Genomic DNA, 16,268 nt, shown 5'->3' with positions numbered 1-16,268 from the left:
CGGCCGGGCGGTACCTGGGGAACCACGGATGACCGGTGTTCGGTGGCGCAATGCTCGGCGCGGCCGCCTTCTCCGCCGACCCCGCCGACGGCTTCCCACCGGGCGCACCGGCCGAGCCGTCCGCGCCCGCCCCACCGCGAACCCCGACGGACACGGACGACCAGCGGATGGCACCCGCTGCGCGAGTGACCCCCGCATGATGGACAGGAGGCTGAACTGACTGAGACGACAGTGGCCGAGGTGATGGCCGAGCTGGCCGCGATCGAGGACCCGAAGACACGCGAGGTGAACGAGAAACACGGGGACGACCACGGTGTGCACCTCGGCAAGCTGCGCGAGCTCGCGAAGCGGCTGAAAACGCAGCAGGCACTCGCGCGCCAGCTCTGGGAGACGGATGACACCGCGGCGAGGCTGCTGGCGATCCTGATCTGCCGCCCGAAGGCGTTCGAGCGTGACGAGTTGGACGTCATGTTGCGCGAGGCGCGCACACCCAAGGTGCACGACTGGTTCGTCAACTATGTGGTGAAGAAGAACCCGCACGCCGAAGAGCTGCGTCTGGCCTGGTCCGCCGATCCGGATCCGGTGATCGCGAGTGCCGGCTGGGCGCTGACCACCGAACGCGTGACGAAGAAACCCGAGAGCCTCGACCTCGCAGGACTGCTCGATGTCATCGAGGCGGAGATGAAAGACGCCCCGGATCGCCTGCAATGGGCGATGAACCACTGCCTGGCTCAGATCGGAATCGAGCACGCCGAACAACGTGCCCGTGCGATCGACATCGGCGAGCGCCTGGAGGTACTCAAGGACTACCCGACTCCGCCGAACTGCACGTCTCCGTTCGCGCCCATCTGGATCACCGAGATGGTGCGCCGACAGCACGACAAGTAGGAAACCTCCTGCCCACGCTCCCCCGCTGCCCCTCGGGCACGATCGACAGAAGCTGGCGATCGACGCGAAGCGCAGCGCTCACGCAGACCTGCCCATGCAAACGTGCGGTTCTGCCGCTCGTCGGGCGGGTCTGTGGTCAGGACGCCCGGGGACGGCGCGCGCGGAAGGCATGGAGCCAGTGTCGTATCTGCTCGTCGTCGTGCAGGTACGGGCCGTCCTTGGCGTGGCGCAGGTCGATGCCGTGCAGCTGAGTCAACGCCCACCAGACATCCGCGTCTTCCACACCGCCGCCATCCGGGTCGGTGACCCACTGAGCTGCCCATCGGTCGACCTCGTCGCGTGACTGACTTCCGTCCAGAAGCGCCAGGAGCATCGACTCGATCTGGTCGCGATTCGGCGGCGGGTGAGGACTCAAGGACATCCCGCAACCTTGACAGATCCACAGGACGTACCACTCCCGGGTGGACGGCCGGGGCTCGATCCCGGTGGAACTCAGATCCCGGCCGGTACACCGTTTCCAGTAGCGCGAACTGACTCAGGTCTTCGACCCGGACCGACCCGCTGTTCTCGATCAGCTATGTTGCCGGCGTGGAGATCCAGGTGCTGGAGGGTGCGCTCGTTGAGGTGCCGACGGCCGATGTCACGGGCATGGACCGGCGTGCGTTCGGCGAGTTCGTGGGACCGGGCGGTGAGCTGGCCTCGTACGCGTTCGGCTGGACCACCGGCTCGGACCCGCACGTCGCCCGTCTGTCCATCGGGATTGGTGCCGGCAATCCTGGCGGCGGCACCTTCCACGCCGTCATCTTCGCCAACAAGGGTACGCACGCGTTCTCGCTCGTCGACGAGCCGTTCGAGCGGGTCCCGCAGGGCGGTCCGGACCTGACCGCAGACCAGTCACGCGCCCACGAGGACCTGCCGTTCGTGTGGTGGGTCACCGACCACGTCATGCAACACGATCGGCGAGCCTGGTGGATGCTTCACTGGCTACTGGGCACCACCTGTATCCAAACCCCTGAAGTCTTCGAACGTCACGAGCCTGTCCTGCTGATCAGTCACGACGCCGACGACGGAGTCTGGCAGCTGATCGGAGCCACCGACGCGACAGGCAGCACCGGCAAACTCGGACACCTGCACCATGCCGTCGACGAGGATCCCAGCCTGATCGACGTCCTTGACCTACCACCCGGACACAGCGCGACACGCGCGGACATCGGGAAACCCTGGACTGGCCACATCTAACGCAATCGAGGCATCTCCCCTCCGACCTTCGATCGGCCACTGGCGGACGGTGGACCAGTAACCTCATCTGGCCACACAAAGCGGTCGCGGCCAAAGGTGGCGTCGGTGACGACCGCCGACATCCGATCCTGCCGATGACCGGATGTCGGAATTCCACCGGAGGGTGCCGAGCAGTGATGGATCTACGGGCCGCTCGGCGATGCGGATGTCCGTGCTTCGTCACGGCGAGGCAGCCGGTCAGGCTCAGGCAGGGAACCAAGCAATGCCGGCAGGGCGCCAAACACGAGGGGAAGACCGCTTAGCTCGCTGATCCCGACCCATGCGATGTCGTCATGCTCGTCCGGTGCGCGGTTGGTGGGAGAGCCGACCCATTCTCTGATGTGCCAGACGCCCACGTGAACGGCGTCCTCGCCACTGCCGGCATGCCAGTCGCCGAGCCGTGACGCGGACGCCGCCACAATGTGAACCCCTAGCTCCTCGCGCATCTCACGCGCGAGGGCCTGCAGTTCCGGCTCACCCGCTTCGACATGGCCCCCGGGCAGATCCCAGAGATCCGGGTATGCCCGGCGGGTCGCACTGCGGTGTACCAGCAGGACCGCGCGGTTCAGCAGGAGTGCGCCGCAGACGACGACATGCATGAGGGGATCAGAGCACAGGGATGGGACAGGCTCGCTCTCCAGCCAGAGGGCACGGCGGACTTCGGGCTCTGCCGCCGTTTGTAGGCTCGGCCCGTTCGCCGGCCGTCACTGTTGCGTGGATTGCTTGGTTCGCCCGCCGTAGAGGGCCACGAAGACGCGGTCCCGCAGGATCTCGTACTGCTGGCGGCATCGCCGAGGTGGGCCCGGCGGGCGTTGCTGGACTTGACCGCCGACAACGACTTCCGGTGGCTGGAACTGGTCAGCTGTCAGGTCGACCTCGCGGCCGTCGGCCAATCGATTCCAGTAGTGGTAGCCGACCCTGACGTCTCCGGCGAGGACCTCGCCGAGGATCAGCTCTCCGCCCAGCAGGTCCTGGATGATCAAGGCAGTCACTCCGCATTGACCACGGGCCGGGTTGCCGGTGTGCCAATCCCGCACATCGTGCGGGTCGCAGGTATCCGCTCCCCAGCCGCCACGCAGTACCGGCCGCAGCATCTCCAGGTCAATCGCGAGAGGGATCGATCGTCGGTCGCGCTCTTCAGACATCACCCAGGAAGGGTGATCCTTCGACCGGGTCGAGAGTCAAGGGACAACCCCGCCTCGGGTCCTGGCCGACCGAATGGCGCCACGAGCGGGCACGCTCACGCCGCGTACGGCGCTACCGGCTCGAAAGGGTAGGCCTACGGGGTGGAGGGGCCTTCAACCTGGATGTCACTGTGGGACGCTGGAAAATGATGGTGGTATGCCGTAGATGCCGGGTGTGGTCACGGTGGCATCGTCGATAGCAGTCGGGGCGATGCTCCAGCGACCGGCTATCGCCAGCACGTCGGACTCGCACGGCGTCGTGTCGTACCAGGCTGTCCACTCCTCATCAGACCAGTTCTCGCACCCCGGCGTCAGGCCACGAATGCCGATACCCAACTCGATCTCGTCGGCCGTCGCAGCACCGACGAACAGCGGCACCTCGCCTAGCTCGCCGATGAAACAGTAGGCGCGCATCAGCTCCCCATCCCGGGCCCAAGCCCAGGCGTGATAGTCCGGGACCCGTTCATTGGCGAAGAACTGCACCTCCCCCAGCTGCCGACTGAGCGCGGTGAGCCAGTCAGGAAAAGATGACTCCGCCGCGTCGAAACCCGGCGGCAAATGCCGGCGGCTGTGAGCAAGGGTCCAGCCCGGCACAGGCGCGGCCACATACACACCGTGCTGGTAGGCGCGGCCAGTGCCGGTTGCCCAATCGAGGAGTTCCCGGTCGTACAGTCCCAGCGCGTCGGCGACCTCGACGGGGGTCCGGTTCCGGACCGCCAGCCACGATGTCTTGTAACCGAACCCAGTCATGCCACCCATGATCCCCACTGCCCACGTAGCCGTCACCTAGAAGAATCCGGATCTGTCGCCGGCCGGGCGTTGCCGTGTCGGTGACCGCTACTTTCGGTATATCGGTCCTTCGGCCGTCTGGGCTCGTTCCCCGTCCGTCTGCCGGACCCGACGATGCTCAGGCATCCGAGTCTGCGGGTGTAGAACGATCGTGGCCCTCGAGCGTGTTCTCTAGGCTCACGCCATGTCGGCGGAGCGCGGATTCATTGATCTAGGCGACCACGATCACCAGTCACTGTCCTCGGGCCGGCCAGCCCCTGACCGCGTTACAGGCAGACGAAAGATGGGTGTACGGCTCGTCGCTGCCTTTGTGGTCGGCATGGTGCTTGGCGGTGTAGCGGTCAACCAGTTGCGGGACTCGCGGGAGGAACGGGAGCGGAACTCTTCGATCTCACTCGTGGCCTTCGTTGCATCCGGCGGTAGCGGGGGTGGGGACGCCAGGGGCATCTACCAGATGGCAGGACAACTGACGGTGATCAATGCGGGGCCCGCGCCGATCACTGTCCGCGCGACGTCCGGTCAGCTGCCGGGTATCCGGGTGCGAGGTGCCGGGCAGTCTCCGCTGCTGCGTCCCGGCGGCACCGCCTGGATCGAGGTCGAGGTGCGCATCGACTGTTCGATCCCGTTCGGCAGCGAGCCGTTATCGACCCGGTTCACGGTGGAGGCCGCCGACGGGAGGGTCAGGGAGGTCAGCCACCCCGTCGCCGTGATCGGCAGCGCCTGGCACCGTGAGGTCGAGCAGCCCTGCGCGCACCTCGCTGACCTGGTCAAGCGTGACGGCTAACGGGCAGCCGCAGACCCATCGGCGACCTGGCGCGAGCGCCACGAGCAGAATCAACCCACGACCGCGTACCCGGACATGCCGCAGAGCCCTCGTCGCCGTCACCGGACGGCAACGGAAGCGGTCATTGGCTTTGCGTTTCATGACGATGGTGACCGCGATCTGGTCCGGGGCCAGTGCTGCGAATCGAGTATCGCGTCGGCCGGTAGGTGCGGACGCGTGGGTGAGCGGAGCAGCGGAACGCGGATTTTCGGACAGGGCTTGTCCTGAGTCGGCTCGCCCATAGGCAAGCACGGACGGCACCTGGGCCGTCGAGACGACCCGCAGTGGAGCCGTGCTGTCCGGGAGTAGCCCGGTGAGTGCCGCCCGTTCCTCAGCTGTTCACAACGGTCGGATCGCGATGCGGTCGAAGGTGGCGCGCCTGCACTGGTCACGCGCGTGCTGTGCGGGCCGCGGGGCTCGGTCTTGACGGGATGACCTGTGGCCTGCGTTAGCGACGCCGGGTCCATCCAGGCCGTTGCCGCCTCGGTCATTGCGGCGTGGACGTCCCAGCCGGTTGCGCGGAGGCGTTCGGCCAGTTCGGTTACTTTTGGCGGCCGGCGGCGCGGCGCACACGACGAGGAGGGCGACCGGGTCGGCTTCGGTCATGAGTCTGGTACTCCTGCTCGGCCGGCAAGAGCTCGCAGGCCAGAGGTGTGGCGGGGGCGTTCCCGCCGGAGCAGTTTCGTGATGAGGCCGGTGGCTGTGGCGTTGAGCCTGATCGCCTCGGGGGCGAGGCGCTCGTACTCGAGAAGCTGGAGCATCGCCTGTGGGTCTGAGTCGCGGGTGGCGCTGTGTGCTGCGGCAAGGTCGAGGTGTACCTGGGCGCGTCGGCTGGTCAGCGCCCTTGGGAGCGGTGAGGTATCAAGCTGATCGGCGGTACGGAGCGCACGCTGGTTGTCCTGGAGTTCGACCGCGACGGAGATTCGGTGTAGCTGGACGTTGGTGGGGCCGAAGGCTGTCCACAATTCGTTGCTGTTGCGGCGGAGTCGGTCGGCGGCGGATTCGGCGGCTTCAGGTACGCGGTGCGGGCGTTGGTGCCACGTGCTGCCGCCACTGCGGCGTGCAGCAGAAGCGCCCCGTAGGCCGAGAGGTAGGCGGGTGTGCGATGCAGCTTGTGACGTGCACTGCGAGGAGGCTGCCTCACGGTTCAGCGGGGTAGCTTGTCGCGTAGGTCCTCGACCTGGCGTTCGAGTCGGTTCACCGCGTTCTCGTTGTTGAGGAAGGTGGTGAGGCCGGCGGCGAAGGCGATCGCGATCAGGACCGCGAGGACGCTGAGGATGAGTGCGCCGACGGCGAGACCCCGGCCAGTCACGTTCGGTCGACCGGCCATCCGCAGGCCGATGACGCCGAGGATGATCCCGATGATGCCCAACACCAGTCCGACTGACGCCAGGATCGCGGTCAGGACACTGATCAGGGCAGCGACCCCGAACACCAGGGCGAATGTGGCAGCGGCGCTGGTCTTCGCGGTCGTGCCACCTCTGCCCGACCGGGAACCCACCTGCGAACTAGATGCATTCATCTCTTTCCTTCCTCGCACTGACCCCAGGAACTTCGGCGACGCGTTCCCCTTCTTCCTGCCCTTACACGCGCTCGTCCGAAAGCCCCGCTTGCCGGGTCCACTTCAGGGAGGATTCGGCTCGCGGCGGCGCTGCCGAGATGCCCCCTTCGTTCTGGTCCCTACGCCGCGGCATCACCTTCCAGCGCACCAAGACCTGGAAGGAGTCGCCCGACCCTGATCGCAACGCCAAGCTCGACCGGATTGAGCAGGTGCTGGACTGCTTCCCGGACCGGGTCTTCGCGTTCGACGAGTCCGGGCCTCTGGGGATCCGGCCCACCGCGGCCCACCGCGGGCTGCCGCTGCCTCGACCAGCGTCTGTACCTGATTCTGCGACGACTTCTCCCGCGCAAGCGCCCCCTGGTGCGCCGCCAACCAGGTCGACCTCGTGTTCCTGCCAACCTACGCATCCTGGCTGGTCATTATTCGAGGTAGCTCGGACTATCGGACGTGTACCAATCCTGATTCCGGAGCCACTTCAGGTAGGCGTCATATATCCTCAGCAGGCCGTCCGCCGACTCGCGGGCGGCGAGAAACTCACCCAACTGATCAAAAAGCATCCCGATGAGCTTCTGCTCATCGTCCGAAGACAGGCCAGCCAGCCCTCCTTGATAGCCATCGGGCAACGCGAGTCGCAGCAATAGCCCGCGCCAATTCAGATTGGCGCCATCACCAGCTCGAACTACAAGCCACTCACGAAAACCCGCAAGCATGCCACCCTGCTGACCTACGTTAACACCTTCTATGAACGCGGCCGCCTGCCCGAATGATCCATCCACGCCAAGCACCGCAGGGTGATCTCGGAGAAGTTCTAGAGTGCGCTTCAGATCCATGCCCTCACCTCAGAATCCGAAATTAATAAGTTCACGGTCCAGCCAGGCGCGTTTGTATTCAGCAACAGGCACGCCCGTCCTGCCGCTGAACGCGTCAATAACTCTGCCATCTTTAAGGACAACAGTGTGGGAATGCCATCCTGCATCCTGGCCGCGATACTTCCCTAAAAAGATCACCATGAAGCCGCCACCATCCTCCAAACGACCACCGATGATCCCGTAAACGCCGCAACCGCGCTACAACGCCTCAGTCCCCGTACCGTCATCGTCACCGCAGGCCAACACGGTGCCGCCTACTCCCATCCCGACGGAGCCGCCACCGTACCCGCGCCCACCGTCCACGCCATCGACACCACCGGAGCCGGCGACACCTTCCTCGGCAGCCTCGCCCTCGACCTCGCCCGCAACATCGCGCTACCCGACGCCATCACCACCGCCGTCCAGACCAGCTCCCACACCGTCCAACACGTCGGCGCCCACACACCGGCTCACAGGACCTGATGCGGCAGCCGCCCCGACACCGTCAGGCCTGCATCTGACCCGGACCTGCGCCCGTAGGCCGATGCGTGGTGGCGTGTCGATCGGGAGCGTGGCGACGCGTCTCCCCCTCATGCATCAGCCCGTGCCCTGCTACGGGTCCCGGGTTCCCGTGCTGCCAGCATGTCGCGGCTACTGACCGTCGCCTATCCTGTCCGGATGGGTGAGCCGGCGGATGACCTTGGCCGCCTTGATGCCTTCACCTACCTGACGGTGCCTGAACGCGGCGTCTACCTCGCGATCATGCGTCTGTTCACGGCGTCGCTGATGACTGACCTCTCCGCGCAACAGGTGGTCGAGGAACTCGCCGCCCACGAGATAGACATTTCCCTCGACACTGCGGTGAGCCGCTTGAACCAGCTTGTCGGGTGGGGCAACCTGTTGCCCAGCTCACACACGGTGCGCGTCAAGAGCATCGAGGAGTACCAGCGCGCCCGGTCCCGTTATCAACTGTCTCCGCTCGGCGAACGGGTGCAGCGGCAGGCCGATGAGGTGCTCTTGAGCGCGGACGCCGCCCGAGAGATCAGTCGGGAACTGCTGGGCCTGCTCGCCGCCGGTCTGGGTGACCTGGTGGATCGGGTCGAGCAGCCGGGCGGCGTCGATGCCGGCACGGCTCGCGAGGCGGTCGCCACGATCTTCGCCCAGTTCTGGGCGTTCCGTGACTCGGTACGCGACTTCTATGCGTTCCTCGGGCAGGTCCTGGCCCGCTATGACCTGGACAGCGCGGAGTACCGAGGCTTCAAGGATCTGCTCCTGGACTACGTCGAGTCGATCACCGAGGAGATTGTGCTCCTCGCGCCACGCATCGACCGGCACCTGCACCGCCTGGGGCCGCACCTGCCCGCTCTGGTGCATGTCCTGCGCGAAGGTGGGCTGGCCGGGGCCGCCGCCGACCTCGGCGTTGCCGTACAACGCAGCCGTGGTCACGAGCTCGCTGACTGGGCTGCGCTGCGGGCGTGGTTCAGTGACGTCGACGGTCGCCGCAGCGAGGTCACGCAGCTGCGCGATGCCACTATGCGGGCCCTGCAGTCGCTGCTGGCCAATGCGAAGCGGATGGTCCGTTCCACCGGCAACGGTGCCTCTCGCCGTCGGGAGCTGCTGCGGTTGGCGGCCTGGCTGGACACCGCCGATGAGGAGACGGCCGCTGATCTGTTCACCTCGGCGTTCGGCCTCTATCCTGCCCGGCACCTCGGTCTCGCCGCCGAGGCGCAGGTGGTGGTGCCGGCGACGGCGAGTTGGTGGCCGGCGCCTGCCGTGCAGGTTCCCGTCGCGCTGCGCGAGCGTGGTGGGCGGGCGCCGCGCGGACGCGCGTCCGCAATCGCCGACCGCGGCGCGCAGAAGCAGGCGTTGATCGCACAGGCTGCCGCTCTTCATGAGCGGCGGGTCTCGGCCGCGGCGGAGTTGCTGTCCGCCGCCCCCGATCTGGGGGCGGTGCGTCTGTCCGCCCCGGCCATTCATCTGCTGCTCGAACTGATGGCGCAGGCTCTCGGTGCCGGTGATCCACTGCTGGGCAACGCGGTGGCTCTGGTCGTCGATCTGCAGCTGCGCTGCGAACTGTTGAGCAAGCCGCGTCACGTGTTGACCCTCCGTTCGGCCGTCGGTGATTTCACCGCCCAGGACATCGAGATCTCGATCATCCGCCTGGAGGACACCGATGGCTGACGAGCACGACATCGCGCTGGCGGTCGAGCGCCGCCGGGCGGTGCGGGCCTTGCTGTCCGCGCCGCTGCTGCTCGCCACCGACGATGATTTTCCGCTGGTCCGTCGGCATGCCGAATGGTTGAAGAGCTGGTTCGGAAACTTCCTCGGCTACCGGCTGGTGGTGGAGGCCGGTTTCGCCCGGCTGTTCAAGCCCGGCCTGGGCCCGGGGCGAGGCCGACCGCTGCTGCGCGCCAGCGGGCCGTTCACCCCCCGCATGTACACGTACCTGACGCTGGGCGTAGCGGTGCTGCTCACCTGCCCTGAACAGGTGCTGTTGTCCCAGCTCATCGCTGATGTTCGGGCGGCGGCGGTGGAGGCCGGCATCGCACTCGGTGACGCCCAGCGGCCGACCGAACGTCGTGCGCTCAGCGCGGCGTTGCGGCAACTGGTGTCCTGGCAGGCGCTGCGTGAGGAGCAGGGGACGGTCGCCGGTTACGCCGACGATGACCGGGCAGAAGCCCTGCTCACCGTCAACCGTGACATCGTCGCGCACCTGGTGGCCACCCCACCGGGCCGCAGCGGCACCGCTGCGGAGTTCGTTGGTGCTGCCGCCGAGCCCGGTCCGGGCGGCACCCGCCATGCGGTACGGCGGCGGCTGACCGAGCAACCGGTGGTGTACCTCGACGAGCTGACCGCCGCGCAGCGGGCCTGGTTGCGTCGGGAACAGCGCCGAGAGGAGCGGTCGTTCCTGGAGTACGCCGGTTTGCAGGCGGAGCTGCGCGCCGAGGGTGTCGCCCTGCTCGACCCCGACGACGGACTCACCGACGTGCTCTTTCCGGGGGTCGGCACGGTCGCCCAGGCCGCGCTGCTGACGATCACTGCGCTGGTCGAGCAGTTACGTCCGGCGCCGGGGCGGCTGGTGATCGGGGTGCCCGTACCCGAGCACGTGCTGGACGGGATTCTGGCTGACCTGGTCGACCGTCATGCCCGGCGGTGGGCGGGCCGGTATGTCGAGGATCTGTTGTTGCTGCGAGAGGCGGTCGTTGCGTTGCTCATCACCATGGGGCTGTTGGCGCGGTCGGCGCCGACGGTCGCCGACGCCGAATCCACCGAGACCATCGCCGCCGAGCGGGCGGTCGACGCGCGCGCTGCTCGCGGTGACAGCCCCGAGGGTGGTCTGGTGTTGCTCGCGGCCGCGGCCCGCTACGCCGCGAGCGAGGCGGTGCGGTCATGAGCAGCACGGCCGTCGCCGCGTCCGGGACGCAGGTCGCGGTATCGCATCCGCACCGGTACCGCCTGCACCGTGCGGGGATCTGCAACATCTGGCAGTACGACAACCAGGTGTTCCAGTTCGAGCAGGGCCGGCTGTTGCTGCGCGGGAAGAACGGCGCCGGGAAGTCGAAGGCCCTGGAGTTGCTCCTGCCGTTCCTGCTCGATGGTGACGTCAAACGGCTGGATGCCACTGGCGCGGGCCGCACCACGTTTCGGTGGCTGATGAGTGAGGGTGCCAGCGGGGTGAACCGGCAGGGTTTCGTCTGGCTGGAGCTGCGGCGCGTCGATGAGCACGGGTCGCCGCGGTTTCTGACGCTGGGAGCGGTCGTGCGGTGGTCGTCCTCGACCGCCGAGGCACGGGTCACGTATGTCGTCACTGCGCGGCGCGTCGGTATCGACGTCGATCTGGCCGTCGATCGGCAGCCCGTGCCGATCGAGCGGCTGCGGGAGACACTGGGTGAGGCGGCGCTGCTGGGCAGTGCGCGGGACTACCGGGCGCGGGTGGGTCGTGAGCTGTTCGGGATCGCCGATGCGGGCCGGTACCGCAATCTGGTGCACCTGCTGTACCGGCTGCGTCGTCCCACCATCGGTGACCGGATCGAGGCGGGTCAGCTCGCCGCCGAGCTGAGCGAGGCGTTGCCGTCGGTCGACGACGACGTCCTCGATTCGGTCGCGCACAACCTTGACGACCTGGAGACCGTCCGCGCTGATCTGGGTCGGTTGGAAGCCACTCATGCCGCGTTGGCCGACCTGATGACGGCCTATCGCGGATATCTGCGCGGTGAGCTGCGCCGCCGGGTGCAGGCGGTCGACGATGCCCTGTCCCAGTTGCGTGCCCAGCGCCGCCAGGCCGGCCAGGCGGAGCGGGAGGTCGCGGCGGCGCTCGATGCGCAGCGGGCCGCGGAGGCGGTGGTGGACGGCTGGGAGCAGACGCAGCGGCAGGCCCGCGCCGAACTTGGGGCGCTGCGCGACAGCGCCGCCTACCGGGCCGTGCAGGAGTTGGGGCAGCGTCGTCTCGCGGTGCGGGCGCTGGAGTCGGCGGCCCGGTCCGCGGCCCGCGCCGCGGACGCGGACCGGCAGACGGTCACCGACGTCGTGGCACGTCTCGTCGCGGAAACCGGCCGGCTGACCGACACCATCGGCGAGCTGCGGGACAGTCACCGACGACTGCGTGACCTCGCCGCCGAGTCGGGCCTGGACGTCGGGCATCTCGGGGCCGTACCGGAGTCGCGTGGTCTCGGCGCTCCCGCCGACCCTTCGGTCCAGGTGCTGCACCACCGTCTGGCCGCTGAGGAGTTCGGGGAGCACCGTGTGCGCGTCGCCGGGGCCGAAGCGGCGGCGCGGGCCCGGCGTACGGCGGTGGCCGACGTCCAAGGGCGCCTGGACGAGGCGGACACGGCCGCCGCCGTCGCCCTCCGGGCGGAAGCCGATCGTGATCTGCTCGACGAACAGCAGCACACCGCGCAGGAGCACCTCGGTGAGGTTGCCGCCGCCCTCGCCACGGCCAGCGGCGCCTTCGCGCATGCCGTACAGGAGTGGATGGCTCTTGCGGCCCTGGCCGGCGCGAACCTCGCACCGTTGCGGGAGGTTCTGCTCGGTGATGACCCGTTGCCGGCGGACGCACCGGCGCAGGTGCGCGCGGCGGCTGAGGCCGCCGCGGAGCCGTTGCGGGCTGCGGCCGAGGCCCGCCGCGATACGTTGCGCGCCCAGCGTCTCCAGGCCCAGACCCACCTCGACGAGGTACGCGCAGAGCACGCGCGGTGGAGCGCGATGACCGACCCGGAGCCGCCTCGGTCCCGGTTCCGTAGCGGTTCGCCCGCACGGCAGGGTGTGCCGTTGTACCGGCTTATCGATTTCGCCGATCACCTCGACGAGCGGCAGCGGGCCGGAATCGAGGCGGCGTTGGAATCCAGCGGGCTGCTCGACGCTCTGCTCGCCGAGGACGGCACGGTGGTGGACGCGGCCAGCGGTGAGGTGATCCTGCGGCCCGGTCCGCCCGAGGTCGCACCCACGGTGCAGCAGGCGCTGGTCGCGGTGGCCGGGGCGGAGCATGTGGCGGGCATCCTGCGCAGCATCGGCTTCGGGTCGGCCTCGGATGCGGGCAGTTGGATCGCCGACGACGGCCGGTGGCGGCTCGGGGTGGCCTACGGTGCCTGGACGAAACCGGCAGCCGAGTATGTCGGCGCCGCCAACCGTGCCGCTCTGCGTCGCCGTCGCCTCGCCGACCTGCAGCAGCAGGTGGACACGCTGACGAGCCGGCTCGGCGACCTCGACGGGCAACTCGACGTCAACGACCGGCACCGCGAGGCGCTCGCCGCCGCGCTGCGGGCACTGCCCGATGGTGGCGCGCTGAGCCGGGCGTGGGCGCGTCGTGATGAGGCGGAGGCGACGGCCGACCGGCTCGCCCGCCGGGCGGCCGAGGCCCGGCGTCGGGCGCGGGAGCTGCGGGGCGTCGCCGACGAGCGTCGAGGCCGCGCGCAGTCCGTGGCGCAGGCCCATCTGCTCCCCGACGACCGTGCCAGTCTCGACGGCATCGATCAGCGGCTGCGCCAGCTCGGTGCCGAGATGCCCCGCTACACCCGGGACATCGGGCAGTTCATCGACCAACTCGCACCGTACGAGTCGTTGATCGGCCGGCATGTCGAGGCCGTGGACACCGCCACCAGCACTGCCGACGAGGCGCTGCTCGCCGCCGAGGCGCACCTGGCCGCGGCGGAAGCGTTCGCCGTGCTCGAACGGTCGCTCGACGCCGAACCGGCGGAGATCCATCGGCAGGAGGCCGCCGCCGAGGCACGGCTGCGTGCCGCCGAGACGGAACTGCCGCCGGCTCGCCGCGGCTACGACCAGGCCCGCGACCACCGGGTCCGGGCCGAGGAGACACGCGACCAGACCCGGCGACTGCTGACCCAGCAGGAGCAGGTGGCCCTGGACGCCGGCACCGCGCTGCCCCGCGTGCTGACCCTGCCCGGTGTCGGTGACGCGCTCGCGCTGGCCGGTGACATGTCCTTCGCGCCGGGCACCGGGACCCCACCGGAGCGGATCCGGCAGCTCGACGAGCTCGCCGGCCGGCTCCGCGACGCGCTCGGCAGGCCCCAGCAGGACCTCGGCGAAAACGCCCTGCATCAGCGTTACAACGACGTCCGCAGCCGGCTGCCCGGCGGTTTCGACCTCATCTGGGAGGACCGCGCCGGGGTCAAGGTCGTCGAGATCGCCGACGACATCGGGCAGCACCCTGCCGCTGTCGCGACCGCTCGCCTCGGCGCGGAGCTGGAACAGAAGCGGTCCGCGGTGGCCGAGCGGGAACGGCACGCCTTCGAGCGTTTCCTGCTCGGCGAGTTGGGAGACGCGTTGTCCCGGCAGATGCGTGCGGCGGAGAGCCTGGTGTCGACCATGAACACCACCCTCGCCGGGGTACGTACCTCCCACGGGCTCGGCGCACGGCTGGTGTGGTCGTTGAAAGACGACGCGGAAGCGGACACCCGTACCGCCGTCGCACTGCTGCGCACGCCGTTCGAGCTACGGACCCGGGAGAACAACGACCGGCTGCGCGCGGCGCTGGCCGCCCGCGTCGAGGATGCTCGACGCGCGGACCCCTCCGCCGGGTACGCGGTCCACCTGCGCGCCGCGCTGGACTACCGCAGGTGGTTCGGCTTCACCGTCAGGGTCACCGACCAGGCCAACCCGAACCGGGAGCGCACCCTGTCCGCGCGTACCGCCATGTCGCAGGGCGAGCAGCGGGTGGTGTCGTACCTGGTGCTGTTCGCTGCCGCCGCCGCGCACTTCACCTCCGTCGGGGAGTCCTATCCACAGGCCCCACGGCTGATCCTGCTCGACGACGCATTCGCCAAGGTCGACGAGCCCACCCACGGACGCCTGCTCGGCCTGCTGGTCGACCTCGATCTGGATGCCGTTCTGACCAGCGAACGCCTGTGGGGGTGTTTCCCTGAGGTGCCGTCGCTGGGCATCTACGAATGCCTGCGGGACCCGACCCAACCCGGCGTCGCCACACTGCACTTCCGCTGGGACGGCCGCCGCCGCACGGTGCTCACCTCATGATCCCGGCCGGGGCGCTCGACTATCTCCGGTCCACCGGACTACGACCACTGTGGAGCGCGGTACACGCCCGCCTGGTCCGCAACGGTCGGCTGGTGACCGGACGCCTGACCCTCACCGGGCTGACCGACACGCAACGCGAAGCCGTCGGCCACCTCCTCGGCCAGGCTGTCGGACCGACACCCACGATAAAACTGGCCGACCTCGACCGACGGCTGCGCGACAGCGCCGCGGGAACCGGACTGCTCGGCGTGGTGGAAACGGTCATCGGTGCGGTACCCGACCGGCGCGCCGACGCCGACGCGGAGTCGGCCCGGCGAGCGTTGCTGCGCGAGCACGCCAACGCCGCCCTCGTCACCGCCGGCCTGACCGACCGCCCCTGGACCACCCTGTGGCTGGACCAGCTGTGGCGGCAGGGCCTACCCGCCCGGCTACCCACCGACGAGGTACGGCGCACCGTCAGCCAGGCAGCCATGACGCTCGGCCTCACCGTGGGTGAACAGGCGCGCACCTGGTCCCGGGGCGAACTGGCGCAACGGGTCACCGGCAGCGCCCACGGGCTCGACGATGACAGCCCGCTGACCCGTCTCGTCCTACGCGGACTCGCCCTCGCCCTCACCGGAGGCTCAGATCTGCCGCAGGGTGCGGCGCAACGCCGCGCCCTCTGGGATGCCGCCGGGGTAGCCAGCGACACCGTGGCGACCACCGTGCTCACCTACGGACTACGTCCCCTCGGCAACGACTGGCTCCGCTTGCGCGCCGACAGCGGCGCCGAGACCCATCTGACGCTCCGGGAGATCCGTCGCCTCACTCCCCTACGGCTTCACCCGCAAACCGTGTACGTGTGCGAGAACCCGCGGGTCCTGGAGGCGGCGGCGGACGCCGGTGCTGCGGCAGCGATCGTCTGCACGATGGGCAACCCCACCACCGTGACCCTCGCCCTCCTCGACGCCATCATGGAGTCGCCAGACGTGCGTCTGCTCTACCACGGCGACTTCGACTGGCCCGGCATCGCCATCGCCGACCGCATCATGCAGCGCTATGACGCCCGACCCTGGCAGTTCATGGCCGCCGACTACCGCTGGGCCGTCGCGCAGGCCATCGAACGGGGGACGCCGCCGCAGCCACTCATCGGCCGTGCCGCCGAGACTCCATGGGATCCCGCGCTCTCCACCACGATGGCGCAAACCGCCACCGCCATCCACGAGGAGGCGGTGATCGACCGTCTCCTCGCCGACTTCGAACTCGATCCGTCGAGGAATGTCACGCCGCAGTCCTGGAGATAGACAGCCCGTCAACTACTCAGCCAGGAAGCTGGAGATCGCCTCGGTGGAGGAGGCGCCCTTGGTTGCGGTGTAGAAAAGGTAGGGCACTTCGGCACGGTTGCATCGGCGCGGTTGCAGAACTGCTGG

16 protein-coding genes and 1 pseudogene are annotated in these 16,268 nt (G+C 68.8%); 9 read left to right on the top strand and 8 right to left on the bottom strand.

Features of this window, described 5'->3' with window-relative positions; translation table 11 throughout:
- Positions 1 to 35: 35 nt before the first annotated feature.
- A complete protein-coding gene (locus C1A38_RS31065) occupies positions 36 to 200 on the top strand; it encodes a hypothetical protein (protein ID WP_158244836.1) in 165 nt (54 codons plus the stop codon).
- A gap of 31 nt (positions 201 to 231) precedes the next feature.
- A complete protein-coding gene (locus C1A38_RS02615; protein ID WP_233196567.1) occupies positions 232 to 888 on the top strand; it encodes a DNA alkylation repair protein in 657 nt (218 codons plus the stop codon).
- A 136-nt stretch (positions 889 to 1,024) separates the two neighbouring features.
- Here the strand turns inward: C1A38_RS02615 and C1A38_RS31060 are convergent, their stop codons facing one another.
- Positions 1,025 to 1,309 (bottom strand): YxzC family protein, encoded by a 285-nt coding sequence (locus C1A38_RS31060; RefSeq protein WP_158244835.1) that lies wholly within the window; start codon positions 1,307 to 1,309, stop codon positions 1,025 to 1,027.
- Positions 1,310 to 1,476: 167 nt separating this feature from the next.
- Between C1A38_RS31060 and C1A38_RS02610 the strand changes: the two genes are divergently transcribed.
- On the top strand, positions 1,477 to 2,127 hold the full coding sequence (locus C1A38_RS02610; RefSeq protein ID WP_102656214.1) for a hypothetical protein: 651 nt from the start codon (positions 1,477 to 1,479) through the stop codon (positions 2,125 to 2,127).
- Positions 2,128 to 2,309: 182 nt separating this feature from the next.
- Here C1A38_RS02610 and C1A38_RS02605 read toward each other — a convergent pair whose 3' ends face one another.
- From C1A38_RS02605 to C1A38_RS02595, 3 genes are all read right to left on the bottom strand, one after another.
- Positions 2,310 to 2,765, bottom strand: a complete 456-nt coding sequence (locus C1A38_RS02605; RefSeq protein ID WP_102656213.1) for an NUDIX domain-containing protein — start codon at positions 2,763 to 2,765, stop codon at positions 2,310 to 2,312.
- 105 nt (positions 2,766 to 2,870) lie between these two features.
- Complete coding sequence (locus C1A38_RS02600; RefSeq protein ID WP_102656212.1) at positions 2,871 to 3,311, bottom strand: YunG family protein; 441 nt, start codon at positions 3,309 to 3,311, stop codon at positions 2,871 to 2,873.
- Between the two features lie 165 nt (positions 3,312 to 3,476).
- Complete coding sequence (locus C1A38_RS02595) at positions 3,477 to 4,100, bottom strand: hypothetical protein (RefSeq protein WP_102656272.1); 624 nt, start codon at positions 4,098 to 4,100, stop codon at positions 3,477 to 3,479.
- A gap of 223 nt (positions 4,101 to 4,323) precedes the next feature.
- Between C1A38_RS02595 and C1A38_RS02590 the strand changes: the two genes are divergently transcribed.
- Complete coding sequence (locus C1A38_RS02590) at positions 4,324 to 4,923, top strand: hypothetical protein (protein WP_146017411.1); 600 nt, start codon at positions 4,324 to 4,326, stop codon at positions 4,921 to 4,923.
- Between the two features lie 641 nt (positions 4,924 to 5,564).
- Here C1A38_RS02590 and C1A38_RS32315 read toward each other — a convergent pair.
- The 4 genes and pseudogenes from C1A38_RS32315 to C1A38_RS31050 form a co-directional block, all read right to left on the bottom strand.
- Positions 5,565 to 6,085, bottom strand: a pseudogene (locus tag C1A38_RS32315) (hypothetical protein); the annotation flags it as partial.
- A gap of 24 nt (positions 6,086 to 6,109) precedes the next feature.
- On the bottom strand, positions 6,110 to 6,484 hold the full coding sequence (locus tag C1A38_RS02575; protein WP_102656210.1) for a hypothetical protein: 375 nt from the start codon (positions 6,482 to 6,484) through the stop codon (positions 6,110 to 6,112).
- 458 nt (positions 6,485 to 6,942) lie between these two features.
- Complete coding sequence (locus tag C1A38_RS31055; RefSeq protein WP_158244834.1) at positions 6,943 to 7,353, bottom strand: hypothetical protein; 411 nt, start codon at positions 7,351 to 7,353, stop codon at positions 6,943 to 6,945.
- 9 nt (positions 7,354 to 7,362) lie between these two features.
- On the bottom strand, positions 7,363 to 7,533 hold the full coding sequence (locus C1A38_RS31050; RefSeq protein WP_158244833.1) for a hypothetical protein: 171 nt from the start codon (positions 7,531 to 7,533) through the stop codon (positions 7,363 to 7,365).
- A 12-nt stretch (positions 7,534 to 7,545) separates the two neighbouring features.
- On the opposite strand from C1A38_RS31050, the gene C1A38_RS02565 reads away from it, so the two are divergent.
- From C1A38_RS02565 to C1A38_RS02545, 5 genes are all read left to right on the top strand, one after another.
- Positions 7,546 to 7,854: a PfkB family carbohydrate kinase gene (locus tag C1A38_RS02565; RefSeq protein WP_102656271.1), complete on the top strand. Its 309-nt coding sequence runs from the start codon at positions 7,546 to 7,548 to the stop codon at positions 7,852 to 7,854.
- A gap of 195 nt (positions 7,855 to 8,049) precedes the next feature.
- The gene (locus C1A38_RS02560; RefSeq protein ID WP_158244832.1) at positions 8,050 to 9,552 is read left to right on the top strand and encodes a TIGR02677 family protein; all 1,503 of its coding nucleotides are present in this window, start codon (positions 8,050 to 8,052) and stop codon (positions 9,550 to 9,552) included.
- A complete protein-coding gene (locus C1A38_RS02555; RefSeq protein ID WP_102656208.1) occupies positions 9,545 to 10,765 on the top strand; it encodes a TIGR02678 family protein in 1,221 nt (406 codons plus the stop codon). The genes C1A38_RS02560 and C1A38_RS02555 overlap by 8 nt, the downstream gene beginning before the upstream one ends.
- Complete coding sequence (locus C1A38_RS02550) at positions 10,762 to 14,859, top strand: TIGR02680 family protein (RefSeq protein ID WP_102656207.1); 4,098 nt, start codon at positions 10,762 to 10,764, stop codon at positions 14,857 to 14,859. Before C1A38_RS02555 ends, C1A38_RS02550 begins: the two co-directional genes overlap by 4 nt.
- Complete coding sequence (locus tag C1A38_RS02545) at positions 14,856 to 16,142, top strand: TIGR02679 family protein (protein ID WP_102656206.1); 1,287 nt, start codon at positions 14,856 to 14,858, stop codon at positions 16,140 to 16,142. Before C1A38_RS02550 ends, C1A38_RS02545 begins: the two co-directional genes overlap by 4 nt.
- Positions 16,143 to 16,268: the final 126 nt, after the last annotated feature.

This window comes from Verrucosispora sp. ts21, assembly GCF_002879555.1.
In the GTDB taxonomy this organism is placed as follows: domain Bacteria; phylum Actinomycetota; class Actinomycetes; order Mycobacteriales; family Micromonosporaceae; genus Micromonospora; species Micromonospora gifhornensis.
Note: the sequence above shows the minus strand (reverse complement) of the source record. Positions and strands in the feature narration are given on the sequence as shown.